Source organism: Stenotrophomonas maltophilia group sp. msm1 (assembly GCF_032025805.1).
Taxonomy (GTDB): domain Bacteria; phylum Pseudomonadota; class Gammaproteobacteria; order Xanthomonadales; family Xanthomonadaceae; genus Stenotrophomonas; species Stenotrophomonas hibiscicola.
Map to the genome: position 1 here is coordinate 1,169,374 of NZ_JAVSKH010000002.1, position 24,672 is coordinate 1,194,045.

Here is a 24,672-nt window from a genome sequence, read left to right on the forward strand (position 1 = left end):
GCGGTCCGTGAACCGGACGGCATTGCATCATGACGCGGCATCCACGGCCCCTGCATGCCCGGACGCGCACAGTGAACGCTCACTCGATGCGCCGAGGAGCCTCTAGCCATGTCCCGCCGCAAAACGCTTCGTATTGCGACGTTCAACGTCAACGGCATCGGCACACGCCTGCCGCAGCTGTTGGACTGGCTGCACAGGGAATCGCCGGATGTGGTTGCCCTGCAGGAACTGAAGGCGACCGACGCCGCGTTTCCCGCTGCGGCATTGGAAGGGGCCGGCTACGGTGCACTCTGGCAGGGTGAGGCGCGCTGGAACGGGGTGGCGCTTCTTGCACGGGGGGCCACGCCGGTTGAAAGCCGCCGCCGATTGCCGGGCGAGCCCAAGGACACCCAGAGCCGCTACCTGGAGGCGGCGGCGCATGGCATTGTGGTGGGCGCTCTCTACCTGCCCAACGGCAACCCGCAGCCCGGGCCCAGGTTCGACTACAAGCTGCGCTGGATGGCGCGCCTGATCCGGCATGCGCGCAGCCTGGTCGAGCTGCCGCACCCGGCGCTGCTGCTGGGTGATTTCAACGTGATTCCTACCGAAGCCGACGTCTACGACCCCAAGGCCTGGCGCCGCGATGCGCTGTTCCAGCCCGAGGTTCGCGATGCCTTCGAGCGGCTGCTCGCGCAGGGCTGGACCGATGCGCTGCGAAAGGTGCACGGCGACGCCACGATCTACACCTTCTGGGACTATTTCCGCCAACATGCCGAGCGCGACCGTGGGCTGCGCATCGATCATCTGCTGTTGAATCCGATACTGGCGGAGCGACTGAAGGATGCCGGCGTCGACCGCTGGGTACGACTGCAGGAAAAGGCCAGCGACCACGCGCCAGCCTGGGTGACGGTCAGGGCGTGATCAGCGTGCGGCCGGGTCTTCGCGCCGCTCGCGGCGTACCCGCGCGCGGGTGCGGTACAGGCGGCTGTCCGCCTTCTGGATGGTGTCGGCCACGGGTTCGCCGGGCGTGTTGATGGCCGCACCCATCGAGAACGCGCTGGGCGAAAGCGCGGCGTGGTCCTGGTACCAGTGTTCCAGTTCGCTCAACCGGCCATTTTCGGGCGCGACCAGCACCACCATGAACTCGTCGCCACCCAGCCGTACCACGGTCTCGTCCTTGCCCAGCGGCGAGCGCAGGAAGGTGGCGAACTCGACCAGCACGGCATCGCCACGGCGGTGGCCCTGGGTGTCGTTGATGTGCTTGAAATGGTCCAGATCGAACATCACGCACGCCCAGCGCTCGTCAATCAGTTCATCCAGCCGGTGCAGGTAACGCCGGTTGTAGCACTGCGTGAGCGGATCCTTGAAGGACATGTCGCGCAGCTGCTGCTCCTGCATCCTCAGCGCGGTGACGTCCTGCGCATGCCCCAGCACGTAGGGCGGGCTGGCTTCGTTGTCGAGCACGTTGTGGTACGCCCAGTAGTGGCGCGTACCATCGGCGGCAATCAGCTCTATCACGCCAGCGTCGGTGTGGTTTGCCTGGATCCGGGCGAGGTAGGCCTTGAAGCCCTCGCGCTTTTCCGGTGGCATCAGGTCACACAGGCTGCGCCCGATCATCTGGCTTTCCTCGAAGCCCAGCGACTGCACCGCCGCCGGATTCACCGAGGTCAATGTCCCGTCCAGCGTGTGGGTGCAGATCAGGCCCAGGCTGTAGTGGAACAGTCGCCGGTAGCGGGTTTCGCTGGCTTCCAGCGCGTCGAGCGCGGCTCGCTCATCCGTGATGTCCTGGATGGCCCCGACCAGGCGCGGATGGCCGTCGACCTGTTGCCGGCTGCCGACCACCCGGGTCCAGATCGCGCGCCCGTCGGCGGTCGTCATTGGCAGCTGCACCTCCCAGGACGTGCCTTCGTCGATGCAACGCTGCACTGCCGCGCGGATGATGTTGCGGCTGTCTTCGCGATAGAACGACAGCGCGGTGTCGAGCGTCGGTTCAAAGTTGCTGCGCACGCCGCGCAACTGCTTGGTCTCGCGGGTCCAGCGCACCTCGTTGGTCAGCAGGTCCATCTCCCAGCCGCCTACCCGTGCGGCACGGTTGGTACGCTCCAGGAAGTCCTCGCTGCGTTTCAGCTCGCGATGCAGCGCCTTGGCCTGGCCCACCTGCGCCATCAGGGTGCTGCGCTGTTCCAGCACCTGGGTGGTGACCCGCGCCAGATGCACCATCAGTTCGCGCTGGGAGGGGGACAGCACACCGGGCATCGGGTCGAGCAGGCACAGCGTGCCGATACGTGCGCCGTGCGCCGAGCCCAGAGGGATGCCAGCGTAGTGGCGGATGCGCGGCCCACCCGTCACCAGCGGATTGGTGGAAAAGCGTGGGTCCTGGCGCGCATCGGGTATCTCGAACAGCTGGTCCTGGCGTATGGCATGGGTGCAGAAGGAGATCTCGCGGGCTGTCTCGCTGACGCCCTCCAGGCCGATGTTGGCCTTGAACCACTGGCGGTCTTCGGCCACCACGGTGATCAGGCCCATCGTCAGGCCGGTCGCGGCGCGGGCGGCGGCGACGATGGCATCGAACACCGGCTCCGGGGCGTATCCAACAGGTGCAGTCGTTCGATTTCGAGCAGTCGTTCGGCTTCGTCCATGGCGCTTTTCAGGGCTGGGTGGCGAGGGCGCTTGCGGCGGCTGTCTTGGATCACGGTAGTGCGTGCGGCGTTATGTATCGCCATGGCAGGGTGATGCCGGCGTGAGGTGGGTGCGTCGGTTCATTGCTCGCGCAGCGATGCCTGCAATGCGGTCGCCAGCGCCGCGTCTCCGGACACCAGATCCTGCCAACGCAGCGCAATGCCCTTGCGTCGTCCCTTCTCAACCAGCTTCAGGCCTTCAGGGTCCACAGTCAGGGTGTAGGGCTGGCCATCGATCTCCAGTTCGCGTCGCAACGGCTTGTCGAGAGGTGTCATCAACGTCTCCTTGCGGGGGCGGAGATGCGGCGTCGCCGCACCGATACGTGACGGTGGTCACGGACATGCCATCGCCAGGGGAAATCGACGGCGCGCGTGATGCCGATCCGTGGACCAACTTCCGGGTCGAACGGAGGCGGGGTGCCATCGCTGGCGATCACGATGCCATGGCTGCCTGTCACCAGATCCGCGCCGTCGAAGCTGCGGTCCAGCCCGAAGGCCTGCGAGAGCTTGCCGGGCCCGCTGGCCAGATCGTGGTCGCGGCGCGCAGCGGGGCGCAGTTCGCGCATGCGCTCCAGGCCCAGCAGCGGCTCGATGGCCCGCAGCAGCACCGCTACGCCTTCGCCCACTTCGCCGCAGACAACGTTGCTGCCCCAGTGCATGCCGTAAGTGAAGTAGACATAGAGGTGGCCGGCCTCACCGAACATGCTGGCCGTACGCGGCGTCTGACCGCGATAGGAGTGTGCGGCCGGATCGACACTGCCCGCGTAGGCTTCGACTTCAACAATGCGGCCGGCTCGGCCATCGTCACGGACCAGGAGCTTGTTGAGCAGCTCGGGCGCAACCTCGACGGGCGGGCGCCGGTAGAAGCTGCGGGGGAGGATCTGAAGAGAGGCAGGCAACCAATCCGGCACGGTAGAGGCAGGCTCGGGCAAACGGTGATGGCACTGTGGCACCAAACAGGTGAAACGGGCGCAGACGCAGTGTCATTCCGGCGCAGGCGGTGCGGCCAATGCAGCGCGCCGGGCGGCATACACCTCCGGCGTCTGCGGCTTGATGAACAGTGCCACCAGTTCCGGATACTCGCGCTTCACCGCCGTTTCGATGCGGGTGATGCAGGCTTCGATCTGCGGGGTCCGCCGGTCGTCCTCGAACTCGGCGCTGAGCATGGCCACGACCTGTTCCGGGCCCATCTGCATGGTGGTCACGCCATTGGCGCGGCGCAGGTCTGGATCGGTTTCCGCCACGGCCATGATCCGCTCGGCCACCGCCGGGTGGGCCGGCTCACCCACCAGCAGTCCCTTGGTTTCGCGTGCGAGAAGAAAGGCGGTGGCGGCAAGCACGCCCGCGATGCACAGCGACGCCACACCATCAAGCACCGGCGTGTCCAGGATCTGTGCGGCCACGAGCCCGATCAGTGCGAAACCCAGGCCCAGCAGGGCCGCGCTATCCTCCAGCAGCACGGTAAAGGTGGAAGGATCCTTGCTGCGGCGGAAGGCTTCGAAGTAGCCAAGCTTGCCCTTGGTACGCCGGAACTCGCGCAGCGCCACCACCAGGAGGCACCCTCGAACAGGATGGAGATGCCCAGCACGCTGTAGCTCAACGCGTGGTTGGTGGCCGGCTCCGGCTGGCGGATGTGCTGGATACCTTCGTAGGCCGAAACGCCGGCGCCGGCAGCGAACACCAGCAGGGCGACGATGAAGCTCCAGAAGTACAGTTCGCGGCCATAGCCGAACGGATGTACCGGGTCCGGCGCCTTGCCGGCGCGGCGCAGCCCGTACAGCAGCAGCACCTCGTTGACGGTGTCGACCAGCGAATGCACGCCTTCGCTGAGCATGGCCGAGCTGCCGGAGATGCCGGCGGCGATGAACTTGGCAATCGCAATGGCGAGGTTGCCCGCGAGCGCGGCATAGATGACAAGGCGGGAACCGGTGGGAGCGGACATGTCAGCAGCGGGGCACGGTGGACGGCTGATCTTCGCGGTCTGCCCGTGCCCATCGCGTGCACGTCGCGGTCAACGCCCCCTGGGATTGAGATAAAGCCGGGCTCCATCCGACTCGCGGAACCCCGACCAGCGCCCGCTGCCTGACGCGCGGAAACGCCCGTACACCGTATTGCTGGTATCGGTCAGCAGCAGCTGGTTGCCCGACAGTACCCAGCGGTTGGCCGAGAAGAAGCCGTCCGGGCAGCCGGCAGGCACGTAGGCGCTGTAGCCACCGAACCACTCACTGTTCTTCAGCTCGATGGTGCAGGTGCTGCCGTTCTCCTGGCCCAGCGTCCAGCCGCCGAACAGATCGCTGTCGCGCACATCGCGGTCGCCGCGGTGGCGGTCATGGTTCCAGTCGTCGTTGTCGTCGTGGAAACCGAAGCCCACGTCGATCTCCTTGCTTTCGGTGCGCGACTCGGACTGCGAGCTGCCACTGGTGGTGGTCTGCGTGGTCATCGAACCACTGGTCTGGGTCTGGGTGCTGCTGGATTGCGTGGTCTGGTCGGTGTGGGTGGTCTGTTCGCCGAAGCCGAACGAAGCGTCCTGGGCAAGGGCGGGCAGGGCCAGGAAGTACAGCGCCGACAGGCAGCTACGGGCAAGCAGAGCAGCCATCGCAGGATCCTCGGAAGGGTGGATCGCGCGAGTATCGAACCGGTGGGGTGGGAGACGGTGTGAGGGCGCGCCCTGAGGCAAGCCAGCCAAGAACAGGTGCTGTCCGCTGAAGGGTAGTGCCGGCCGCTGGCCGGCTCCCCTTTGACGCCCAGAGCCGAAGGAATGCCGGCCCGCGGCCGGCACCTCCCGCAGCCAGGCATGGCTTGGCTCTACTGGTCGGGTTTCACCCTTACCACCCGTTTCCGGTACTCGTACACGTTGTCACCGCGGATGCGCTTTTCCTCGGTGCCGGTGACCCGGCCCACCTGCTGGTCCGAACCGGTCACGGGCTGTGCCTCGATTTCGGTCTCGTGCTCGAAGGAATGCGATTTGTCGGTGTTGCGGTAATAGCGGTACAGCGCCCAATACAGCGCGGTCGCGCCGGCTGGACCTGCCGCCAACAGCCAGAGGCCACTGTCGTCGCTCATGTCGATGCTACCAGGAAGGCAATTGCGAGGGCTTCAATGATGGTGCCGGTGGCCAGTGCCGCCAGCAGCATCTTCCATTGCTGCACGGGCACGCTGCCCATGGTTTCGCCGGTACGGCCGTTCACCGCGATGTAGTGCAGCATGCCGCCGTTCTTTCCGGGCTGGTGATACGAGTACAACCACACCGGCAGGTACATCGACACCCAGCGCGTTCCATGCACCTCCAGCTGTTCCTGTTCCCAACGCACGCCACGGTTGTAGCGCCTCACCGAACCTTCCACCTGTGCGCGGGCAATCGACAGAAGCTGGTCTTCCAGCCGCGGCCGCAGCTTTTCCACGTCGAGATTGCGTTTTTCAGAGGTGAAGCCGGCCAGGTACGAAGCGTTCCATTTCACCGCGTTCTTGGTGTCGAATGGCAGGATGGTGTTGATGATGTTGTTGGTGTTGGCCCGGGTATCCAGATTGCCGCGCTCGGCCGAGGATTCCAGGGGCAGGTCATCGACAGTGAAGTCGACCTGGCGTTCGACCTGGTAGACATCTGCGTCGTACAGGGTGCGCTTGTTCTTCTCGGTGCCGACCGTGTATTGCCGGGTCTGGATCTCGCCCTTGCCGGCCACGGCCGCGCTGACATTGCTGTCGACGATCATGTAGGGGAGGAACACGCCCACCACGTTTTCCGGGGTGAACTGGTCCTTGAACGCTTTCAGCGCGAACATCCGGCGCTTGTCGACGAACTGGCGGATGCGCGCGACCGCATCGTCCTTCTTGATGTGGAAGGGCAGCACCGCATCGGGCACGGCGCCATTGCTGATCTGTTCGTTGACGCCGAAGACGTGGCGGCACCAGTGGCAGCGCGCCGTCATCGTGCTTTCGGTATTGACCGTGACCTCGGCACCGCAGCCGGTGCACTTGAACGTCATCAACGCCGAGGTGTCGGCGTCGATGTCACGCGCGCCGGAGGCGATGACCGTACCGCGCAGCTGGTCGATGGCCTCGCCCAGCCCGAATTCCTCCTCCACGCGCGCGCCATGCCATTCGTGACGGCAGTACAGGCAGACCAGGATATCGGTGCCGGCCTTGGGCCGGATGTCGGTGGCGCCGCACTTCGGGCAGCGGTTGAGACCGTCTTTCAGCTCGCTGGCCGAGGTATCGATGGCCACAGGATCGGGCGCTTCCACTTCATCGCGGATGGCCTGTGGCAGAGTCGACGTGTCCAGCGGGAAGCTGCCGGGCAGGGGAGGGACGTCCTGCGGCGAACCGGGCCCATCCAACGACGCCGCCGGCAGGGGCGGCGGCGTCGCGGGCACGGATCCGGGCAGCGGCGGTGGGCCGTTTCTGGGATCGGACATGTGGGTTGTGCGTTCTGCTGTTACAGGCCCAGTGCCTTGGCTTTCAGGGCGTCATAGTCGCCCTGGGTGATCAGGCCCAGGTCCAGCATTTCCTTTGCCTTCTTCAGCTTGGCCACCGGGTCATCCGCAGCCGGGGTGACCGGCTGCTGCATGCCGCCCACACCGAACATGCCCGAGGCCATGCCGACCCCGACCAGGCCCGCCGCACCGCCGTTCTCGCCGGCCGACTGGATGCCCTGGGCGACGCTGGCCTGCAGGTTGGAATTGCCGCGCGAACCGGACAGCGCATCGGCGCGCTGCACGGTCTTCAGCAGTTCGCGGGTGTTGGCGTCGTACTCGATCGAGACGATGGCGGTCTTGACGATGGCCAGGCCGCGGTCGGACTTCCACTGGTAACCCTGCTCGACGGCGGCGGACAGGCTCTGCGCGAAGCCCAGCGAGTCCTGCTGCAGCCTGGTGATGCGGTTGCCCTTGCCCGGATCGTTGGTATACAGGCTGAAGGCCGGGGCCAGCGAACCGACCACTTCATTGAACAGTTGGCTGGCAGCGGCGTTGTCCAGATCGGTGAAGTCGAACACCTGGCCCGGCCGCAGGTAGCTGGCCGGCACGAAGTTCTTCACGAACAGGATCGGGTCGACGATCTTCAGGGTGTACGAGCCACGGGTGATCGCACCGACCTGGGTATTGAGGAATCCGTCGTCCCAGTAGATTTCCGACTGGGTGCCGAAGCGGTTGTCCGGCAGTTCCTTCAGCGAGACGAAATAGGCCGCCTGCTGCGAACCCGGCTGGCCGCCAAACTTGAAGCGTTCCCAGCTCTGCTTGATGAAGGTGCTGACCAGGCCGTCGCCGGCGAAGATCGACTGCGAGTTCAGGTCGTCCGAACGCCATTCGTAGCCACCCGGTTCGGCGACGAAGGCGGTGATCGCGCCGTCCTGGAGCAGCAGCAGGCCGTAACCTTCGGGCACGATGATCTTCGAGCCGTTGGTGATGATGTTGGACGAGCCGCTGGTGTTGGAGCCGCGGCCGGCATTGGTGCCCTGCGGCACTGCCGCGAACAGGGCGGCAGTGGACGGCAGGCCCGCCGGCACGGTGTAGAAGTCCTTCCACTGGTCGGCCAGCACACCGCCAACCGCCCCCTTCACCGCCTGTACCAGACCCATGTCCAACTCCCTGTGATTCGAGGGCAGGCACCATGCCTGCCGAGCTGGACTGAATATAGCAGCGGTGGAGGACGGCAGTAGTGCCGGAACATGAATCCGGATCAGCGTCGGCCAGTGCCGGTTGGCCCGGCCCGTACCGCCTGCAGCACGGCCGCCATGTCCAGCGCCCCCGATCCGGACGCCAGTGCCTGTGCGAACAGCGCGTCGCTGGCGTCGATCAAGGGCGCATGCATGCCCACCTCATGGGCGGCAGCGGCTACCAGCCCACTGTTCTTGCGCACGTCGGTGATCGACGCCTGCACGCTGAAGTCACCACGGATCATTTTGTCCAGCTTGATTCGCGATACTTCGCTGGCCATCGGCCCTGCGTTGAGCACCTGCGCGAAGCGGTCAAGCTCGATGCCGTGTGCTTCGGCGAAGCACACCGCTTCGGCCAAGCCGGTGACCAAGGTGATCAGGTACAGGTTCACCGCCAGTTTCATGCGCAGTGCGGACGGCACTGCACCGCAGCACACCGTTTGCCTGCCCATCGGTGCAACCAGTGGGGCGGCTGCCGCGAGGTCGACATCGGCACCGGCCAGCAGGATCACCAGCTGCGCCGCTTCGGCCTGCACGCGTGAGCCAGACACCGGCGCTTCCACGTAGCGGCCGCCCGCGGCACGGATCTGTTCGGCCAGCGCCTGTGAGTACGCTGCCGAGCTGGTACCCATGTTGATCAGCAGGCGGCCCTCGACCCGCTCGCCAAACGCCGCGCCATGCCGATCGAGCACGCTGTCGATGGCATCGTCATTGGCCAGCATCAGGATGAGGGTGTCGCAGGCCGCGAATACCTCGTCCACCGCCTCGCAGACGTTGATGCCGGCGGTGCGCGCGGCCGCATGGTTGCGGTCGGAGCGCGACCAGCCGCATACCTCGTAACCTGCGCGAGCCAGATGGGCCGCCATGGGCGTTCCCATCACTCCAAGTCCCAGGAATCCGATGCGCATGATGGACGTCCGCTGGCCGCAGAGCGCCCATCATGCCATGGGCAGTGGCCGCTAGAGCATGTAAGGAATCTTGAACGCCAACGTGAAGTCCGGCGCATCCGGGGTCAGCCCGATGCCCAGCAGCGTCACCAGCGTGGTGTGCTGGTTCAACGCATAAGTCACGCCCAGGTTCAAGGATGCCGCATTGGCGTCACTGCCGATCACCTTCATCCACTTGCCACCCTGGAAGCGGGTGGAGGCGCGGGCGCTGATGCGGTCGCTGAAGGACAGGCTCAGGCTGGTCCGCTCGTTGAATGCGAAGGCAACACCTGCACCGAAGTACACCGAGCCGCCCAGCTTCACGTCGCCTGGGTTGACCGTATCCGGATTGCTGTCGATGTCGTTGAAGCCGCGAGGGATGGAGTGCACGTACCCGACGTTGGCGAACAGGATGGCCGGGTCGGCGGTCTTCACCATCGACAGGCCGAGGTTGGCCTGCCAAACGCCGTTGCCGGTGGGCTGCTCGCGCGGCACGGCGAAGCGGATGTAGTCGTCGTCATCGCGCTCGATCACCTTCCAGTCCAGGCCGTAGGGTGCGCGCCCGGTGGGGGCGGTGACGCCGGCCGTGAGCACGGTCTCCGGACGCCAGCCGCGTTCGCCGAACAGCCGGTAGTTCGCGCTCAGGCCAATGTCGCCCAGGCCGTTGCCGTTGGTCTGCTCCTGCGCGATGGCGGCTGCTGCACCGCCGGCGCCGCCTTTCTGGTACACGGTGCGCCGCGCCAGGTAGGGCACATCCAGGTTGAGGGTCAGGTTCGGGCTGACGCCCCAGCGGGCTGCCACGTTATAGGTCAGCGAGTCGGACTCCACGTTCTCGATGGCGATATTGCCGAGGAAGATCGCGTCCAACGCGAGGAAGCCGTTGAGGGTGAGCTGCTTGCGGTCATAGCGGGCGTAGGTGAGGCTGTTCTCGACGGTGAAGCGACGCGAGAACAGGGCCGATTGCTGCTGTTTCACGTCGTCCACGCTGCGCCGCGACTCCTGCCTGGCCTGCTGGGCCTCTGCGACGGTACTGGCGTAGCCCTCGCTGCTTGGTGGAACCGCGGCGGCCGCCGCCTGTGCCAATGGCGCGGCCGGTGGGGTCGAAGCCGGGCCAACCCGCCCGCCCAGGCGCGCCTGCATGGCCTGCACCTGCATGTCCAGTTCGCGCAACCGCCGCACTTCCTGTGCGTAGTTGGCTTTCAGCTGTTCCAGCTGGTTGGCCAGGGCCTGCACGTCTGCGCCATCGTCAGGCGTCGGCGGCACGGCAAGGGCGGTGCCCGCCAGCGCCGCCAGCGCCAACGGGGTGATCCTCATCAGGGTGTGCATGTTCGTGTCCTGCGTTGTGGAGCGTTTCCCCCAATGCCAGGCCCTGCTACTGGCCCGGCCCCATGCCGCGGTTCAACGCAATCGCCTGGGCCACGTTCTGGCTCAACGGCAGATTGCCGCCCACGGCGTTGCGCACCAGCTCCAGCCGCAGCTGGTTGCTGGCGATCTGGCCGTCACCGGTAAGGGCGATGCCCTGGCCGACGCTGCCATTGCGGATCCACTGCTGCACCAGCCCCTGGCCATCCACCTGCAGCAGCAGGTGTGCCTGGTTGCCTTCCAGCACGGCCGTCGCGCTGGCGCCGGCCGGCTGCGCGGTGACGTTGCCTGCGCCATCAGAGAGAACAGCCGGCACGCCACCCTCGCGGACGGTCAGCGTGGTGACGTTGCGCGCGACATTGCCATCGCCGGCCACCTGCACGCTCTGCACCAGGCCGCTGGCATTGGCCAGGCCGCTGCTGTCGATGCTGCGTCCGTGGGTATCGGGCAGCGGCGCATCGGCTGCCGTGACATGCACGCTGGGCTGGAAGCTGAGCTTCGGCGCGCCAGCACCACGGAAGTCCATGCCCAGGGTCAGGCTGCCCTGCAGGGTCGTGCCGTTGCTGGCCTGCCACTGCGACACCATGGTGACCCCGAACCAGGCAACGTTGTTGCCACCCACGGTGTAGCGCCCCCGCATCAGGCTCAGCTCCGGGTCGGGGATTTCCGTGAGTCCACGCCCCGTCCTGCCGTCGGCGGCCTGCAGGGGCAGGGCAGGGGCCATCAGCAGCAGAGCCATCCATACGTGTTGACGGAACATGGTCGTACCTCCTCAGAACAGGTCGGCGTGGCTGAAGCCGAAGTCGACCAGTTCGGCATCGGTGATCGGCCCTTGCCGCGCGTAGAGCGCGCGGGCGCTTGGCCGTTCGCTGGGTTGCAGAAGAACGGTGTTGCGATCGAAGTCGCTGCCGATCACCACGAAGACCGCGCGCGATGGCCAGGCGGCCAGGAACTCCGGCAGCGCCAGGCTGCGGTTGCCGAGGATCGGGTCAGCCACTTCCACGATGCCGTTGCGCACCTGCTTGAGCACCACGAAATGGCGGAAGCCGCGCACGTCCATCAGCACCAGTCCTGGCACGCGAAGGGTGCGCAGTCGTGTTTCATCGATGCGGTAGCCCCGGCCACGCATGCCGAGTGATTCCACGTAGCGCTTGATGTCGAGCAGGGAGAAGCCGCGTTCGGCCACCAGCGCTGGATCGGAAACCCCCATCATTCCTTCGATCACCGTCGCTTCGTCGGTCTGCAGGTGATAGGCATGGCGCAGGATGGTCGCCAATGCGGCCGCCCCGCAGCTGTAATCGGTGTGCTGGCGCACCACGTTGCGGTAGCGCCGCTCCTGCATGCTTTCGACCTTCTGCTGCAGCAGCGCGCCGTTGGGCAGCACGCCGGCGAAGTGGACCTCGCCGGCCCACGCCGATGCGGTGCCCAGCAGCCACAGGCAGGCCAGCAGGCGCATCGATGGAGGGCAACGGATCATCTACGTTCTCCGGCAGCAGGGGGGAGCCCCCGTTCCAAGGGGGAGGAGGAACAGGGGCTCCCGGGGACCCGGCCATTGGCGGACGGCCGGGGTGTTGCGCTTACTCGCCGCTGCCACCACCGCCGCCGGTGCTGGGCTGGGCGACTGCCAGGGCCAGGCTGTTGGCCTGCAGGTTGCCGGTGCCCGCAGCAACGTTCACGCCGATGTTGCCGGAGGCGCCCGAGAAGGCACTGCCGGACAAGGCCGAGGTGTTGGTCGCATTGACGTTCACCCACCGCGTGGTGCTGACCGTGCCGCTGAGGCTGGCATACAGGTCAGCCACGCCCAGTTCGACGAACTGGCTGGTGCCACTCTCACGCGTATCGAAGCCCAGGCCGCCCACCCCTGGCCGGTTGGGGTTCATCGTGGCGTTCTGGATCTGGTTGTCCAGATCGATATGGCCGGTGCTGTTGCCACCCGGGTGCGGCAGCTCGCCACTCCACGTATCCAGGTAGTAGTTGGCCATCTGGTAGGCGTTGCCGGTGCCGCGGTAGGTGCCCGCGCCATAGGCCAGTGTCAGGCCGCTGACGCCGCCACGCATGCCGACCTGCACGGTATCGGTGTAGGACTGCACGAAGCCGGCGTTGCTGACCGTGTTGCCGGTGGAGACCTGGTTGGAGCTGATGCTCGACTGGGCCACCGCCGTGGTCGCGACCGAGGCCGCGAGGGCGTTCTTCTGCTCGTTGTTGTTGCCCGAGGCGATGTTCACGCCGATGTTGCCGGACGCGCCGCCAAAGGCGTTGCCGCTGAGACCTGCGGCGTTGGTGACACCGGAGTTCATGGTGGCGTTGCCGAAGCCGGCCTGGTTGACGAATACCTCGGCGTCGGCCATGCCGAAGCTGAAGGACGCATCGGCCGCAGATAGTGAGGCCGCGTTGTCCTGCGCATTGTTGTCGCCGGAGACGACATTGAAGCCCAGATTGCCCGAGGCACCGGCGCCGACGCTGTCACCGATCGACGCGCTGTTGGTGACCAGGCTGTTGCTGGTGGCGTTGTTGCTGATCGACTGCCGGTTGTCGATCACGGCAATGGCCGCCGAGTCGAGGTCGATGTCGCCGGTGATGTTCGGGTCGCCGGAGAAATTGATGTCGGTGCTCAGGCGCAGGTCCTTCTCCAGGTTCACGTCGACGCCGTGGTTGTTCTTTTCCTTGCGTTCGTCGGCCTGGATGTTGCTGTGCTTCTGCACGTTGACGTTGACGGTGCGGTTGCGCACGTCGTTGTCGGTGTGGTTGTGCGTGTCGTTGCGGGTCTCGCTGACGGTGTGGTTGTGGTTGATGTTCGCGTTGGCGTTCTGGTTGTCCCAGCCATTGGCCGCAGCGGCGGTCGAGGCAGTGGCAATCGCCATGGCGAGCATGGTCTTTTTGACGGTCGCTTTCATGGTGCCCTCTCTCTCATCAGGTGGTGCATCGGTTGGGTGGTTGTCACGGGCGGTCCTGCACGACCAGGCCCAGTACGTTGGCCGTGTCGTTGCCGTTGCCCGCGATCTGATTGAGTTGCAGGACCCCGTCGAATCCCCGCAATGCGGTGCTGGCTACACCGGCGCTGCGGGTGCCCGTCGCGACGCCGTAACCGGTGTCGTCCCGCCCCCCTGCCAACGCGGAACCCTCGGCGGCCAAGGCCGTATCGTCGGTTTCGCGTATGCCCTGTCGGGCCAGCGTCGCGCTGACGACGTTGAGCGTCGTGTTGGCGATGCCGCTGGCCTGGTTGATGGATGCGATGCCACTGGCACCGGCCAGTGCGTCACCGCCAATGAACGCGGTGGCCTGCAGCGGCCCGGACAGCACGCGGTTGCCCTGCTGCAGTTGCCGGGCATTGATCGCCACGTCGGCGCGATCGCCCTTGGCGATACCCCGCAGGTTGGCCTGCACGTTGAGGTCGCCGGCGGCCTGGTTGAGGGCGATGGCACCTGTCGCCCCGGCCAGTGCGTGGCCGTCGATGCGGGCCACGTCGAGATAGGCGAGCATGCCGCTGTAGTCATCGGCCCGGGTCGCCCAGGGCGCGGCAGCGAGCAGCAGAAGCACGCCGTGCAGGGCCTTCATTTTCCACCTGCCGGGGCCGTGCCCTGCAGGGGGAACTGGGCCAGTGCGCCGCGCACGGTATCGGCGATACCGCGGGTGCTGCTGCCGACCGCACCGAGCGGACCGCTCATGGCGCCCCCGAGGTTGCTGCCGACCATGCCATCACCACCGCGGCCAAGCGTGCCGCCCAGGGCCTGTTGGGTGACCCGTTCAACGGTAGTGCCGCCCGGTGTCGCGACGGACGCTGCCTGGCCGGCACCCATGCCGGCATAGTCCTCATCGCTCAACTCGTCCATGCCGTTCGTCGTGCCACCGGCGCCCAATGCGGTGGCGATCTCGCGCTGTGGCTTCGGGTCGGCAATCAGGGCCATGCCCGGTGGTGCCATGCGATAGGCCGGCCGCGCGGAGACGTCCCGCAACAGGACGATTTCGCCCGGCTGTGCCTTCACGCCTTGGCGGGCGCCCGACGCGGATGCGCCCGTGCCAACCGACAGCAGGGCGATTGCCAGTGCTGCGGCCAGGCCGCGAACCAGGGTGGTGCCGTCCATGCCGATCTCCCGCGATGGGTGCGGCGGAACCACGCATCAACCGTGCCAACCTGGAAGTGCCCACCCGCCAATGTCGGGACCGTGCAGCACCTGACCGTGCTGCTGCCACGGTGTTACAGGCACGTCGGGGAATTGTCGGGATTTCGAAGCCCCAGGCACCGCAGGGCAAGGGCGGCGGGCAACTGTTGCATGGGTGTTACAGGTGGCGCCGCCGTCTGCAACGGTGCCGGTTCAGCCACGAATTTCTTGACGCATTGCTCATTGCGCCGCCGTTTAGGGAAGCGCTAGGATCCGCCCAACAAAGGCCGCCCCGGTGGCCGTAGAGGTCCCGGCGGGGGGCGGCACGCCGGCGATTGCCTGACAGTCCGCCGACGGTGTCCGGATGCTGGGGGAAGCATGGCAGCGGTCCCGGAGGCTTCTACGTCACGTTGCGTGCTCTGGTTTGGCGAGCCGTTGGCGAACGAGCGCAGTGCGCTGGCGGCAGCAGGCTGGCATGTGCGCAGCATCCATCCCGATCCCGCCATGGCGATAGGCCTGCGTGGGCGCGATCGATTGCTCGCCGTACTCGATCTGCGCCATCTCGATGCGGCGTCGCTGCAGCTGCTGGCGCCGTGGATCGAGCAGCACCAGCATCTGCCCTGGCTGGCGGTACTGCCACCGGGCGCCGGCCCCACATCGCCGGCCTGGCTGCCGTTGCTGCAGCGATGTGGCGCGCGCTTCACGCTGCCGTTCGGCCTTCAGGATCTGGTCTGCGCAATGCGCCAGCAGTTCGATGCGGATGATCCGTCTGTCGATGCAACCTGCAGTGGGTATGGACCGCATGCACTGATTGGCGAAAGCGCTGCGCTGCATGCGGTGCGCACGGTGCTGCACAAGTTCGCGCCGGTGGAACTGCCGGTGCTGGTCACCGGCGAAACCGGTACAGGCAAGGAACTGGCTGCACATGCGCTGCATGCGCTGTCGGGGCGCGCCGGCAGGCCTTTCATTGCGGTGAACTGTGGTGCGATTCCGGCCAGCCTGGTGCAGTCGGAGCTGTTCGGCCACGAACGTGGCTCGTTCACCGGTGCCGACAAGCGGCAGATCGGTGTGTTCGAATCCGCCCATGGCGGTACGGTGTTTCTTGATGAGGTAGGCGATCTGCCGGCAGAAGCGCAGACCAGCCTGCTGCGCGTGCTGCAGGAGGGGACCTTCGAGCGCGTGGGCAGCAGCCAGCCGCTGCGCGCGGACGTGCGAGTACTTGCCGCGACCCACGTCGAACTGGAACACGCGGTGGCGCAGGGGCGGTTCCGCAGCGATCTCTACTACCGCCTGAACGTGCTGCGCCTGCTGATGCCACCGCTGCGCGAGCGCGGTGCCGACGTGCAGCTGCTGGCCGAGCACTTCCTGCGCTGCTTCCGGTTGCGCCACAGCGTGCGTGCACGCGGCTTCGCACCGGCCGCACTGCAGGCGATGCGGCGCTTCGACTGGCCCGGCAACGTACGCGAACTACTGAACCGTGTGCAGCGTGCAGCGATCATGGCCGAAGGCGAGCTGATCAGTGAGCGTGACCTGGAGCTGGGCGCATCGGTAGCGGCCCTGCCCGCGGCGATGCTGCACGATGCGCGCGGCCAGGCCGAGCGCGATGTACTGCTGCAGACCCTGCGCCAGACCGGCTACAACGTCTCCGAGTGCGCGCGGCAGATGCAGGTATCGCGGGTCACGGTGTATCGCCTGTGCCGCAAGCACCGGTTGGAACTGCCTGCCCAGCGCTGATCAGCCGGCCGCCAGGTGCTTGAACAGGCGCAACGGTTTGCCCGCGACGCGCTCGATCACGCCCTTGGCTTCCAGGTCCAGCTGCACGGCCTTCAACCACCAGCCGGCGGTGGCACCTGCCGGGAACAGCGCGGCGGGCAGGTGTGGCAGCAGTGCCTGTTTCGCCTGCGCGACGGTCAGGCCGGGCGGTTGCGCGGGCAGCGCCCGCAGCAGGGCATGGCGCATGGCGAGGTACTTGGCGCGATCCACGCGCTGGATGTGCCCGGGCGTGGTGATGTTTTCGATCTCGATCCGTCCTGGCTCAGGCATGGGTATCTCCCGCGACCTCGATGCGTGGGCTGCGGAAGCCCATGGCGATCCACGCCTTCATCAACCGCGCATAGAAGCGCAGCGACCGGGTCTTCAGGTTCGGCACATCGTCAGGAAGCACAGACGCATCAGGAAGATCACTGACCATGGTCCGCATCTCCACGGCAGGTCTTGTCGATGCCGGCCACAACAGGCCATACAGGCTCAGCCAATGGCCGCCGCTGAACTCCAGGAAGAGCGGCGTATTGCAGCAGCCGGCCAGCACGCGGCGGCTGCCGCCCCGGCTGGACAATCGCAAGGCACGCAGCATGGAATGCCCGGCATCGATGCTGACGCGATCCTTGCGGTGCATTACGAAGAGCGTCTGGCCGTGCGGGCCCAGCACGTCCGGTGCTCGGGGCATCGACTGCAGCATGGCGCCGGCCTTGCGGCAGCTGTCGCAGCAACATTCGACGGTGGCAATCGGTTGGCCCGTGGCGGTCAGGCGTACCTGGCCGCAGGCGCAGGCAAGGGACTGGTGTGAGGCCATCTGCGTTTTCTCCTGGGGTAGTCATCCTCTCGACGAACCGGGGCGCGGAAAATCGACAACATCTGCCTTCAAGGGCGCATCATCCGAAAGCGGATGCGGTACAGGTCCAACCCTGCACCGACCGCGCGCCGCGCCGAATAGGTCAAGGTGTCGGGTTGCGAGCCATCCAGCATCGCGCCGTAGCTGTCGCCGGAGGCCTCGTTCAAGGGGGAGGGCAATGCAAGGCCCGCGTCATACCGGCCTCCACGCTCGTAGGCGATGAACTGGCGTACCGGTGCACTGCCGAAGTCCAGGGCGCGGGCAAACACCAGCGTCCGGCCGTCGCCCAGGAAGGTGGCATCGAACTCCTGCGCTGCGGTATTGAGGTCTCCCGGCAGCGGCCGTGCCGGCTGCGCCATGTCACGGACCATCGCTGCGACGTAGAGGTCATGGCCACCCGCACCGCCTGCGCGATCGCTGGAGAACAGCAGCGTGGCTGCGTCCGGCGAGAGCATCGGCGCGAATTCATCGGCCGCGCTGTTCACTGCCGGGCCAAGATTGACCGGCTTCCCGAATCGACCGTCGCTCCCCATGCTGACCCGGTACAGATCGTCGCCGCCCAGGCCGCCTGCGCGATCCGAACAGAAATACACCACGCGGCCATCGGCGGAAAAAGCGGGATCGAAGTCGCGCCCCGGCGAGTTGAACGGCACCGGCATCGCCGGCCGCCAGCGCTGCCCATCGTTGCGGGAGACCCAGATGTCATACCCACCCGGCCCGCCGGGCCGGTTGCGGCTGAACCACAGTGCGGTTTTTCCGTCCGGGCTCAAGGTCAGTCGAATCTCGTCGTATTGCGTGGATGCAACGCCCGGGGCAAAGCGCTCGGCGGGGCCGACGATCCGCAGCACCCGTGATGGAGACGCGGGAGGCGACGCAGCAACCAGCAGCATCACGGCCAGCAGCGCCTTCATGCCTGTCGCTCGAAGTCGCTGACCCAGTTGGTTTCCCAGCTGCGCCCGCCATCGGTCGATGCCGCCTGTTCCCAGCGCGCCGAGCGCGGGGTAATGCGTGACCAGATCACCCGCGTCTGGATTGATCGACCGTCGTGCTGGTCTTCGCCGAAGAAGCGGCCGACACCGGCATGGAAACCACCACGCAGTGGCGCGCCGATCCGGGTTGGCTCCCGGCCATCCAGCCACCAGCTCAGCCAGTGCCGCTCCGCCGCATTCCAGGCGCGGATGCCCATGCCTCGCAGCGGCGCTCCAGGCATGTCCATCAGGTTTTCACCTACGTTGCCGAATCCTCCCAGGACCGGCCAGTTGTGCAGGGTGCCGTTGAACGCGTCCCATGCATCGCTGCCTGCCAGCCGAGCGCGCAGGCGACGATGGCGCACGTTCCAATGGCCCACCAGGAAATCAAAATCGCCCGGTGCATCCGGCAGCTTCGGAAGCGGAGAGGGGACCGCAGCAGTGCGGCGGAACCAGTTGCGCCAGTTCACTTCCCAGTGCGCACCGGCATCGTCGGAGAACGCCTGTTCCCACCACGGCTCCTCGCCGTGGATGTCATGCCAACGGAACCAGACCTCGACGGGGCGCCCGTCGATCCGGTCGGTGCCGCGGAAGCTGCCGGCATCGCCCTTGAAAGCGCCGCGCACAGGGGCTTCGATATGGGCAGGATTGCGGCCATCGATCCACCAGATCGACCACGTGGAAGACACTGGATCAAATGCACGCACGCCCAGCCCCCTGTAGGGGCCCGAAGGCAGCGCCATGACGTTGTCATCGATGGTGCCGAGTCCGCCCAGGGTGAGCCATACCGCGCTGGAGCCGGTGAAAGACTCCCAGCGGGTATCGCCGACCAGGCGCTCCTTCAGGCGTTGGTGCCGGACCCGCCAGTTGCCCTGCAACCATGTCCAGTCTTCGCTGTGGCTGGGCAGGGCCCACCCGGAGGGCAGCGCCGTAGATGCCGCCGCGGCGGCCAGGGTGGCCAGGAACTGCCGTCGATCCATGTGCGTGATCCCCTGTCGAAGGTGCCTCCATCGTTGCGGGCACGAGGGGGGATTGACCACGCAGATATCGGGGCTCAGGCTAAGTCACACTTATGGTCACCCAACGCCAGCTGCCATCGCTTGCCGCCATCCGTGCCTTCGAGGCGGCGGCGCGGCTGGGCAGCTTCGCGCGTGCCGCCGAAGAGCTCGACACCAGTGCGGCATCGGTGAGCTACCACGTGCGGCGGCTGGAGGCCCAGACCGGTACCTGCCTGTTCCTGCGCCATGCACAGCACGTAGAACTGACAGCGACGGGTGCCAGCGTCGCCCAGGAGGCCACCCGGGCATTCGATGCACTGCGCGCCAGCTTCATGCGCGCCGCAGACATGGATGCGGCGCGACTGCGCCTGTCCGTGCTGCCCACGCTGGGCACCAGTTGGCTGACGCCGCGACTGGGCACGTTCCGTGCCCGCCACCGGCAGCTCGTGCTGGAACTGGACCTGTCGGCAGCGCCGCAGGATCTGGCCGCCGGTCACTTCGATGCCGCCATCCGCAATGGCCAGGGCGAATGGCCGGGTCTTCAGGCAACTCCCTTGTTTCCCAGCGTGTTCACACCGTTGTGTGCGCCGGCGCTGCTGCCAGCGGCCCGTGGGTTGGGGACCAGCGCGCTGGAGATTCCCCTGCTCGGGCGGCCGGACTGGTGGGCCCTGTGGTTTGCCGCGCACGGGCACATCCCACCGCCGGCAGCGGAGAGTTTCGTCGCGCCCTTTGCCGTCGAGCATCTGGATGTCGGCGCCGCGATCGCCGGGCAAGGCATCGCCATTGGTTCGCCGATCCTTTTCCAGGCCGAGCTGGACAGCGGGCGGCTGGTGCAGGCGCATCCGGGTGTCGCCAGCGACGGTCGCAGCTTCTGGTTCGTGGCACCCACGGCGCGAAATGGCAGTGCCAAGGTGATTGCATTGCGTGACTGGCTGGTCGAGCAGGCCGCTGAGGCGCGGCACGCGGCACGCCACTACCTGGCCCAGGCGGTGGTGCCATGAACCAGAGCCCCGAACTGCTGCGGCGCCTGCTGCGTGCCAAGGACCGGATGGACCGCGCCAGCCATGAGGAATGGCCGGTCGCGCGCCTGGCCGAGGTCAGTGCAGTGTCGCCGGCGCACTTCGCCCGCTCGTTCAAGCAGGCCTTCGGGCTGCCACCGCACCGCTATCTCCTCAGCCGGCGCATCGAACGGGCCGTGGCGATGTTGCGTGACACCGAGTTGCCGGTCACCGAAATCGCCGCGCAGACCGGGTGGAGCAGCCTGGGTACCTTCGGCCGCATCTTCCGTGCCATCACCGGTGACAGCCCGGGCAATGTGCGTGAGCGTGAGCGTGCAACCCGGGCGGCGTCGGCCAGCGTGCCGGAATGCCATGCACGCGCCGCGCAGCGCCCGGACCTGAAGATCGCAGTTTTGGAGAAGCGCCGCCGCGAGGCGGTTGCTAACGTGGACCCCACCTGAGGGAGGTCCCATGACGAACACTGTGAACACGGTCGGCCTGTATGTGCGCGACCAGGATGAGGCGCTGGCGTTCTACGTCGGCAAGCTCGGCTTCGAAGTGCATACCGACGTACGCAATGGCAGCTACCGATGGCTGACGGTCCGCAGCCCGGGCCAGGACGGTTTCCAGCTGGGCCTGTTCGTGCCAGGCCCGCCCACCCACGACGCCGCTACCGCACTTGCGCTGCAGCAGCTGGTGGCCAAGGGCGCAATGCCGCCCCTGGTGCTGGCCGTGGATGACTGCCAGGCGCGCTACACGCAATGGCTGGCACAGGGCGTGGAATTCACCCAGGAGCCGATCGAGCGCTATGGCGCCGTCGACGCCGGATTCCGTGACCCGTCAGGCAATGGCTGGAAGATGATCGAAGCCCGTTCCGAAGCGAGGCGCCGGCAATGAGCCGCGGTGGCTGGGCACGGCCCGTGCATCGTTGGACCTCGATCGTGTTCACCCTGGCGGTGATCGCCAACTTCGCCGTTCGCGGGCTGGGGCAGGGCGAACCTGCAGCGTGGATCACCTATGCGCCGCTGCCGCCGCTGTTCCTGCAGCTGTTCACCGGGTTGTACCTGTTTGCGCTGCACTACAGCGGCAGGTGCCGCAGCGCCGGGCAGGGCGCTGCGGGTTGACGCCGGGTCAGGCGGCAGCGTCGGCGGCGTAGGCCGCCAGCAGTGCGGGAAGATCTTCCATGCGCTGGAAGATCACCTGGGCACCGGCCGCGCGCAGAGCTTCGGGTGTGCTGTGGTGCGGGCCGCCCTCGCTGAAGCCGAACACGGTGGCACCTGCCGCCACGCCGGCGGTCGCGCCGGTCACGGTGTCTTCAATGACCGCGCAGCGCTTCGGATCCACACCCAGCGCGGCAGCGGCCGCCAGATAGACGTCCGGGTGCGGCTTGGTGTTCGGCATGTCCTGGCCGCTGTAGACGTGGTCGCCGAATGCATCGAGGATGCCGACCTTGCCCAGCTGCAGTTTCACCTTGATCAGGTCGGCACCGGACGCGCAGGCAATGCGGCCACCGGTCGCTGCGGCGATCGCACGCACGGCCTCGGGCGCCCCCCGGATCGGCTCCAGATCCCGTTCCAGCGCCCGGTTGCGCTGCTGGCGGAACTCCTCCAGCCATTCCTCGGTGAACGGCTTGCCGGTGCGCTCTGCGATCAGCCCTGCCAGATGGGCCACGGACTGCCCGAGGAAGACTTCACCCGCCTGCGCCGGGGTCAGCGGCCAGCCGCGTGCGGTCAGCATTTCCGAGAGAACGCGGGCGACCAGCGGCTCGGAATCGACGAGTACGCCGTCGCAGTCGAACAGCACGGCATCGAAGGGAAGACGGGACATCTACAGCTCCAGGGGGCAATGCGGTGGTGCAATTGCCCGCCATTTTCCCACAGCCATCCTTGCGTGGCACCCGGACCGGGTGCCACCCATTCCCGGCAGACCGGTCAGCCCAGATCACACCCCGCCGGCTGCGGCCAGGTGCTGGCCGGCAGCATGTTCTTCAGCGAGGCCGGTGCGTTGATTGCAACGTAGCTCGCACCCAACAGCTCCTCCAGATCGGCGATGGTCACCAGGTAGCTGTCGAGGCTGCCCAGATTGGCTTCGTTGGGAATGATCCAGCTGATCGCCTTGGCCGTGCCAGTGTTCGGATCACGGGTGATGATCGTCTTCCAGAAGAACTCCGGCGTTGGGATGCCGTGGCTGGAAAGGAAATAGTCGTTGGCGGCGTCGCCGTAGACCACGCCACCATAGACATCCACCGGTGCGATGTCACGGTAGCACTCGGCCACGTTCTCGGCCTTCACCCAGATGCCCTGGTTGAAGCTGGAGACCTGCGGAACGATGTTGGTCATGTAGTTGGCGCGGCGGATGTAGGTCGCGTTGTAGTCCATGTGATTGGACGTCACCAGATGACCCCGGTCATAGCCGGACGTGATGCTGGCGTAGGAGGCGGTGCTGGTCTGGCCGAGGCAGCCTGCCGGCAGGTCCGGATCCTTGTAGAAGCTGGACGGGCGCGCGGCCGAACCGGTGTCTGCGGTCAGGGTGTATTCGTAGCGGGTGGCGCTGTGGATGCTGCAGTCGTAGGTGAGCACGAAGCCGCCCTTGTTGAGAGTGACGACCTGGGCTTGGGCAGCGCTGGCGAAGGCACTGAGGACGAACGCGAAGAAGAAGCTTGCAAGGCGCATTGCGGTTCTCCAGCAGAAGTTCAGGGCGCAGCCGTCCGCCACGACCGTGCCGGAGCGAGGTCATGTGGAGACGTTGCGGAGTCGGGTGCTACGGATTGCGGTAGGACGTGACCGCACGGGTGGGGCCATGCAGGCCTTGCGGTGTCGTAAGCGTCACAAGCTGTCGCGTTTCGGTCAACGACGAAAAGACGAAGCTGTGACCGCCCGCAAGCACTGGAGAGGTGTCAGATCACACGGCGCGTGGGTGACATGCGCGCGTGCTAGGGCGGGGCGGTCCCCTTCGCCACCAGGCTCAGGGCTGTGCCCGCAACACGTAGTCGCCGCGGCGCGCTCCAGGTACCAGCGACCATCCGGGCGCCAGGCTCAGCGTCCATCCATGATCCTGCAGGGGCAGTTCGCCCGATGCAGGCGCCTGCACGAACACGGCCTTCCAGTCGTTCCGCATCAACGCTCCGTCGGTGACCGTCAACGTTCCCCATACGTCGCTCAGCCGCATCGTGGGATACACCGTGCCGCTGCCAGGCAACGGCTGCATGTTGCCTGGGTCGAACTGGATGCGCATGCTGCGAAGATCCAGCCGCAGTACCGGGCCGGTTACAAAGCGGGCCTGGTTGCGTTCAAGCTGCGCAAGGCGCTGCTGTTCCCGCTGCACTTCCGTTTCGCGCAGCGCAGGCCCGTCATAACGCGCTGCTGTGGTGAGCAGTGCAGCTTCGTCGGTGAGTGGAGTGGTGTGCGTGCGCTCTGCCAGAAGTGAACCGAGATCCCGGGCGGGGTGGACAAGATTGCGATGCCATCCGGGCGCAACCTGGTCCAGCAGCAGGCCATAGGCCGGGCCGGTCGCGTAGGCGAACGAACGGACGAAGCTGTGATCACCCACATGGGCGCGAAGGTCATGAAGTGCAGCTTCGATGCGCGCAGCGCGAGTTGGATTGCCGACGAGAACGCCGGTGTACTCGGCCAGGCCTTCATTCAACTCCAGCGCGGCCTCGTCCCGGGAGGCGGCTGGGAAGTGACGGTAACGCTTAGCACGGAACGCGAGCGCATCGTTCATCGCGTAGCGCTGTGCGCCGGGGTCGGTTGCGGACAGTGCGGCGGCAAGTGCACGCCATTCCAGCTGCAGCCAATAGCGACCTTCGAGCGTGTCGAGGTGCTCATTGCCGCCTTCTGCCGGCGTTTCTATCGACAATGCGGGTTGCAGGCGATGGAACATCTCGTGGGCCATCAGCGTGCGTCGCCGGCTTTCGTCCTGTGGCAGCGGCCAGAGCAGCTGCGTCCATCGGGTGCCGGACCATTCGACGGCGGTGTTGGCGATGATCGCGTCCGGCGGAAGCTGGCCGACGAAGACCTTTCCACGTACCTGCAGGCGGCCCTGTGCATCTGCATGGGATGCCGTGACCCGTCGACTGGTCCGGTCTACCAGCATCATCGGCCCACACAGCGACGCTCCCCAGAGTCGACCGTTGTCGGCCTGGCACAGCGCTTCCGCCTCTTCAAAAACTGCGCCGGCGGCGACGTCGGCCAGCGCGGGTCCTTCCGCAGACACGGGGCCGACTGCACCCAGCATCAGGGCGGCAAGTGAGAGTGGCCGGGGCCTCATGGTATCTGTCCATCCTTGGGAAGTACCCCGTCATAGCATCGATCCAAGCCTTCGACAATGCAGCAAACGCCATGCTGCGTCGCAAGGTGCCACCCACCATTCGCACTGGTACGGTCCGATCCGTTGCACCACC

Annotated in this window: 26 protein-coding genes and 3 pseudogenes; 6 read left to right on the forward strand and 23 right to left on the reverse strand. The window is 66.6% G+C overall.

What is annotated here, in order from left to right; translation table 11 throughout:
- Nucleotides 1-108 precede the first annotated feature (108 nt).
- A complete protein-coding gene (gene xth, locus ROV95_RS13035; RefSeq protein WP_312544757.1) occupies nt 109-900 on the forward strand; it encodes an exodeoxyribonuclease III in 792 nt (263 codons plus the stop codon).
- Here xth and ROV95_RS13040 read toward each other — a convergent pair.
- From ROV95_RS13040 to ROV95_RS13115, 16 genes and pseudogenes are all read right to left on the reverse strand, one after another.
- Nucleotides 901-2,618, reverse strand: a pseudogene (locus tag ROV95_RS13040) (diguanylate cyclase).
- 120 nt (nt 2,619-2,738) lie between these two features.
- Nucleotides 2,739-2,933: a hypothetical protein gene (locus tag ROV95_RS13045; RefSeq protein ID WP_312544758.1), complete on the reverse strand. Its 195-nt coding sequence runs from the start codon at nt 2,931-2,933 to the stop codon at nt 2,739-2,741.
- Nucleotides 2,933-3,568: a DNA-3-methyladenine glycosylase gene (locus ROV95_RS13050; RefSeq protein WP_312544760.1), complete on the reverse strand. Its 636-nt coding sequence runs from the start codon at nt 3,566-3,568 to the stop codon at nt 2,933-2,935. Before ROV95_RS13050 ends, ROV95_RS13045 begins: the two co-directional genes overlap by 1 nt.
- Before the next feature lie 72 nt (nt 3,569-3,640).
- A pseudogene (locus ROV95_RS13055) lies at nt 3,641-4,599 on the reverse strand (cation diffusion facilitator family transporter).
- 69 nt (nt 4,600-4,668) lie between these two features.
- Entirely contained in the window at nt 4,669-5,253 is a 585-nt protein-coding gene (locus tag ROV95_RS13060; protein ID WP_312544762.1) for an AprI/Inh family metalloprotease inhibitor, read from the reverse strand.
- Between the two features lie 209 nt (nt 5,254-5,462).
- On the reverse strand, nt 5,463-5,720 hold the full coding sequence (locus ROV95_RS13065; protein ID WP_046983345.1) for a hypothetical protein: 258 nt from the start codon (nt 5,718-5,720) through the stop codon (nt 5,463-5,465).
- The gene (locus tag ROV95_RS13070; protein ID WP_312544766.1) at nt 5,717-7,069 is read right to left on the reverse strand and encodes a TFIIB-type zinc ribbon-containing protein; all 1,353 of its coding nucleotides are present in this window, start codon (nt 7,067-7,069) and stop codon (nt 5,717-5,719) included. The genes ROV95_RS13065 and ROV95_RS13070 overlap by 4 nt, the downstream gene beginning before the upstream one ends.
- A gap of 20 nt (nt 7,070-7,089) precedes the next feature.
- Entirely contained in the window at nt 7,090-8,229 is a 1,140-nt protein-coding gene (locus ROV95_RS13075) for an SPFH domain-containing protein (RefSeq protein ID WP_312544767.1), read from the reverse strand.
- Nucleotides 8,230-8,330: 101 nt separating this feature from the next.
- Nucleotides 8,331-8,759, reverse strand: coding sequence for an NAD-binding protein (locus tag ROV95_RS13080; protein ID WP_312545134.1), 429 nt, complete (start codon nt 8,757-8,759; stop codon nt 8,331-8,333).
- Nucleotides 8,748-9,221, reverse strand: a pseudogene (locus ROV95_RS13085) (NAD(P)-binding domain-containing protein); the annotation flags it as partial. The gene ROV95_RS13080 and the pseudogene ROV95_RS13085, both read right to left, overlap by 12 nt.
- A 45-nt stretch (nt 9,222-9,266) precedes the next feature.
- Nucleotides 9,267-10,559, reverse strand: a complete 1,293-nt coding sequence (locus ROV95_RS13090; protein ID WP_312544768.1) for a transporter — start codon at nt 10,557-10,559, stop codon at nt 9,267-9,269.
- A 46-nt stretch (nt 10,560-10,605) separates the two neighbouring features.
- Nucleotides 10,606-11,355 carry a hypothetical protein gene (locus ROV95_RS13095; protein WP_021202351.1) on the reverse strand — a complete coding sequence of 250 codons (750 nt, stop codon included), beginning with the start codon at nt 11,353-11,355 and terminating at the stop codon, nt 10,606-10,608.
- A gap of 12 nt (nt 11,356-11,367) precedes the next feature.
- Complete coding sequence (locus ROV95_RS13100; RefSeq protein ID WP_049481097.1) at nt 11,368-12,072, reverse strand: C39 family peptidase; 705 nt, start codon at nt 12,070-12,072, stop codon at nt 11,368-11,370.
- Nucleotides 12,073-12,172: 100 nt separating this feature from the next.
- On the reverse strand, nt 12,173-13,489 hold the full coding sequence (locus tag ROV95_RS13105) for a hypothetical protein (RefSeq protein ID WP_049409613.1): 1,317 nt from the start codon (nt 13,487-13,489) through the stop codon (nt 12,173-12,175).
- 43 nt (nt 13,490-13,532) lie between these two features.
- Entirely contained in the window at nt 13,533-14,150 is a 618-nt protein-coding gene (locus tag ROV95_RS13110) for a hypothetical protein (RefSeq protein ID WP_312544772.1), read from the reverse strand.
- Nucleotides 14,147-14,677, reverse strand: a complete 531-nt coding sequence (locus ROV95_RS13115; RefSeq protein ID WP_171953058.1) for a hypothetical protein — start codon at nt 14,675-14,677, stop codon at nt 14,147-14,149. Before ROV95_RS13115 ends, ROV95_RS13110 begins: the two co-directional genes overlap by 4 nt.
- 396 nt (nt 14,678-15,073) lie before the next feature.
- Here ROV95_RS13115 and ROV95_RS13120 point away from each other — a divergent pair, with 396 nt between their 5' ends.
- Entirely contained in the window at nt 15,074-16,429 is a 1,356-nt protein-coding gene (locus tag ROV95_RS13120) for a sigma-54 dependent transcriptional regulator (RefSeq protein WP_312544773.1), read from the forward strand.
- Here ROV95_RS13120 and ROV95_RS13125 read toward each other — a convergent pair whose 3' ends face one another.
- The 4 genes from ROV95_RS13125 to ROV95_RS13140 all read right to left on the reverse strand — a co-directional run bounded on the left by ROV95_RS13125 (nt 16,430) and on the right by ROV95_RS13140 (nt 19,254).
- Entirely contained in the window at nt 16,430-16,738 is a 309-nt protein-coding gene (locus tag ROV95_RS13125; protein WP_312544774.1) for a hypothetical protein, read from the reverse strand.
- Nucleotides 16,731-17,267, reverse strand: a complete 537-nt coding sequence (locus ROV95_RS13130) for a hypothetical protein (protein ID WP_312544775.1) — start codon at nt 17,265-17,267, stop codon at nt 16,731-16,733. Before ROV95_RS13130 ends, ROV95_RS13125 begins: the two co-directional genes overlap by 8 nt.
- A gap of 68 nt (nt 17,268-17,335) precedes the next feature.
- Entirely contained in the window at nt 17,336-18,217 is an 882-nt protein-coding gene (locus ROV95_RS13135; RefSeq protein ID WP_312544776.1) for a hypothetical protein, read from the reverse strand.
- Nucleotides 18,214-19,254, reverse strand: a complete 1,041-nt coding sequence (locus ROV95_RS13140; protein WP_312544777.1) for a twin-arginine translocation signal domain-containing protein — start codon at nt 19,252-19,254, stop codon at nt 18,214-18,216. The genes ROV95_RS13135 and ROV95_RS13140 overlap by 4 nt, the downstream gene beginning before the upstream one ends.
- Before the next feature lie 92 nt (nt 19,255-19,346).
- Here ROV95_RS13140 and ROV95_RS13145 point away from each other — a divergent pair, with 92 nt between their 5' ends.
- The 4 genes from ROV95_RS13145 to ROV95_RS13160 are packed head-to-tail and all read left to right on the forward strand — an operon-like array spanning nt 19,347 to nt 21,394.
- Nucleotides 19,347-20,273 (forward strand): LysR substrate-binding domain-containing protein, encoded by a 927-nt coding sequence (locus ROV95_RS13145; protein ID WP_180876848.1) that lies wholly within the window; start codon nt 19,347-19,349, stop codon nt 20,271-20,273.
- Entirely contained in the window at nt 20,270-20,731 is a 462-nt protein-coding gene (locus ROV95_RS13150; protein WP_180876850.1) for a helix-turn-helix transcriptional regulator, read from the forward strand. The genes ROV95_RS13145 and ROV95_RS13150 overlap by 4 nt, the downstream gene beginning before the upstream one ends.
- A gap of 10 nt (nt 20,732-20,741) precedes the next feature.
- Complete coding sequence (locus ROV95_RS13155; RefSeq protein ID WP_005409768.1) at nt 20,742-21,167, forward strand: VOC family protein; 426 nt, start codon at nt 20,742-20,744, stop codon at nt 21,165-21,167.
- A complete protein-coding gene (locus tag ROV95_RS13160) occupies nt 21,164-21,394 on the forward strand; it encodes a hypothetical protein (protein WP_021202364.1) in 231 nt (76 codons plus the stop codon). Before ROV95_RS13155 ends, ROV95_RS13160 begins: the two co-directional genes overlap by 4 nt.
- A gap of 7 nt (nt 21,395-21,401) precedes the next feature.
- On the opposite strand, the gene ROV95_RS13165 is transcribed toward ROV95_RS13160, so the two are convergent.
- The 3 genes from ROV95_RS13165 to ROV95_RS13175 form a co-directional block, all read right to left on the reverse strand.
- Nucleotides 21,402-22,097, reverse strand: a complete 696-nt coding sequence (locus ROV95_RS13165; protein ID WP_312544781.1) for an HAD family phosphatase — start codon at nt 22,095-22,097, stop codon at nt 21,402-21,404.
- Nucleotides 22,098-22,201: 104 nt separating this feature from the next.
- Nucleotides 22,202-22,942, reverse strand: coding sequence for a DNA/RNA non-specific endonuclease (locus ROV95_RS13170; protein WP_312544783.1), 741 nt, complete (start codon nt 22,940-22,942; stop codon nt 22,202-22,204).
- 292 nt (nt 22,943-23,234) lie between these two features.
- Nucleotides 23,235-24,506, reverse strand: a complete 1,272-nt coding sequence (locus tag ROV95_RS13175) for a hypothetical protein (RefSeq protein WP_312544785.1) — start codon at nt 24,504-24,506, stop codon at nt 23,235-23,237.
- Between the last annotated feature and the right edge of the window lie 166 nt (nt 24,507-24,672).

Coding starts and splice junctions, on each gene's coding strand:
- xth (WP_312544757.1), top strand. CDS start 109: ATGTCCCGCCGCAAAACGCTTCGTATTGCGACGTTCAACGTCAACGGC.
- ROV95_RS13045 (WP_312544758.1), bottom strand. CDS start 2,933: ATGACACCTCTCGACAAGCCGTTGCGACGCGAACTGGAGATCGATGGC.
- ROV95_RS13060 (WP_312544762.1), bottom strand. CDS start 5,253: ATGGCTGCTCTGCTTGCCCGTAGCTGCCTGTCGGCGCTGTACTTCCTG.
- ROV95_RS13065 (WP_046983345.1), bottom strand. CDS start 5,720: ATGAGCGACGACAGTGGCCTCTGGCTGTTGGCGGCAGGTCCAGCCGGC.
- ROV95_RS13070 (WP_312544766.1), bottom strand. CDS start 7,069: ATGTCCGATCCCAGAAACGGCCCACCGCCGCTGCCCGGATCCGTGCCC.
- ROV95_RS13075 (WP_312544767.1), bottom strand. CDS start 8,229: ATGGGTCTGGTACAGGCGGTGAAGGGGGCGGTTGGCGGTGTGCTGGCC.
- ROV95_RS13080 (WP_312545134.1), bottom strand. CDS start 8,759: ATGGGCAGGCAAACGGTGTGCTGCGGTGCAGTGCCGTCCGCACTGCGC.
- ROV95_RS13090 (WP_312544768.1), bottom strand. CDS start 10,559: ATGCACACCCTGATGAGGATCACCCCGTTGGCGCTGGCGGCGCTGGCG.
- ROV95_RS13095 (WP_021202351.1), bottom strand. CDS start 11,355: ATGTTCCGTCAACACGTATGGATGGCTCTGCTGCTGATGGCCCCTGCC.
- ROV95_RS13100 (WP_049481097.1), bottom strand. CDS start 12,072: ATGATCCGTTGCCCTCCATCGATGCGCCTGCTGGCCTGCCTGTGGCTG.
- ROV95_RS13105 (WP_049409613.1), bottom strand. CDS start 13,489: ATGAAAGCGACCGTCAAAAAGACCATGCTCGCCATGGCGATTGCCACT.
- ROV95_RS13110 (WP_312544772.1), bottom strand. CDS start 14,150: ATGAAGGCCCTGCACGGCGTGCTTCTGCTGCTCGCTGCCGCGCCCTGG.
- ROV95_RS13115 (WP_171953058.1), bottom strand. CDS start 14,677: ATGGACGGCACCACCCTGGTTCGCGGCCTGGCCGCAGCACTGGCAATC.
- ROV95_RS13120 (WP_312544773.1), top strand. CDS start 15,074: ATGGCAGCGGTCCCGGAGGCTTCTACGTCACGTTGCGTGCTCTGGTTT.
- ROV95_RS13125 (WP_312544774.1), bottom strand. CDS start 16,738: ATGCCTGAGCCAGGACGGATCGAGATCGAAAACATCACCACGCCCGGG.
- ROV95_RS13130 (WP_312544775.1), bottom strand. CDS start 17,267: ATGGCCTCACACCAGTCCCTTGCCTGCGCCTGCGGCCAGGTACGCCTG.
- ROV95_RS13135 (WP_312544776.1), bottom strand. CDS start 18,217: ATGAAGGCGCTGCTGGCCGTGATGCTGCTGGTTGCTGCGTCGCCTCCC.
- ROV95_RS13140 (WP_312544777.1), bottom strand. CDS start 19,254: ATGGATCGACGGCAGTTCCTGGCCACCCTGGCCGCCGCGGCGGCATCT.
- ROV95_RS13145 (WP_180876848.1), top strand. CDS start 19,347: ATGGTCACCCAACGCCAGCTGCCATCGCTTGCCGCCATCCGTGCCTTC.
- ROV95_RS13150 (WP_180876850.1), top strand. CDS start 20,270: ATGAACCAGAGCCCCGAACTGCTGCGGCGCCTGCTGCGTGCCAAGGAC.
- ROV95_RS13155 (WP_005409768.1), top strand. CDS start 20,742: ATGACGAACACTGTGAACACGGTCGGCCTGTATGTGCGCGACCAGGAT.
- ROV95_RS13160 (WP_021202364.1), top strand. CDS start 21,164: ATGAGCCGCGGTGGCTGGGCACGGCCCGTGCATCGTTGGACCTCGATC.
- ROV95_RS13165 (WP_312544781.1), bottom strand. CDS start 22,097: ATGTCCCGTCTTCCCTTCGATGCCGTGCTGTTCGACTGCGACGGCGTA.
- ROV95_RS13170 (WP_312544783.1), bottom strand. CDS start 22,942: ATGCGCCTTGCAAGCTTCTTCTTCGCGTTCGTCCTCAGTGCCTTCGCC.
- ROV95_RS13175 (WP_312544785.1), bottom strand. CDS start 24,506: ATGCTGGGTGCAGTCGGCCCCGTGTCTGCGGAAGGACCCGCGCTGGCC.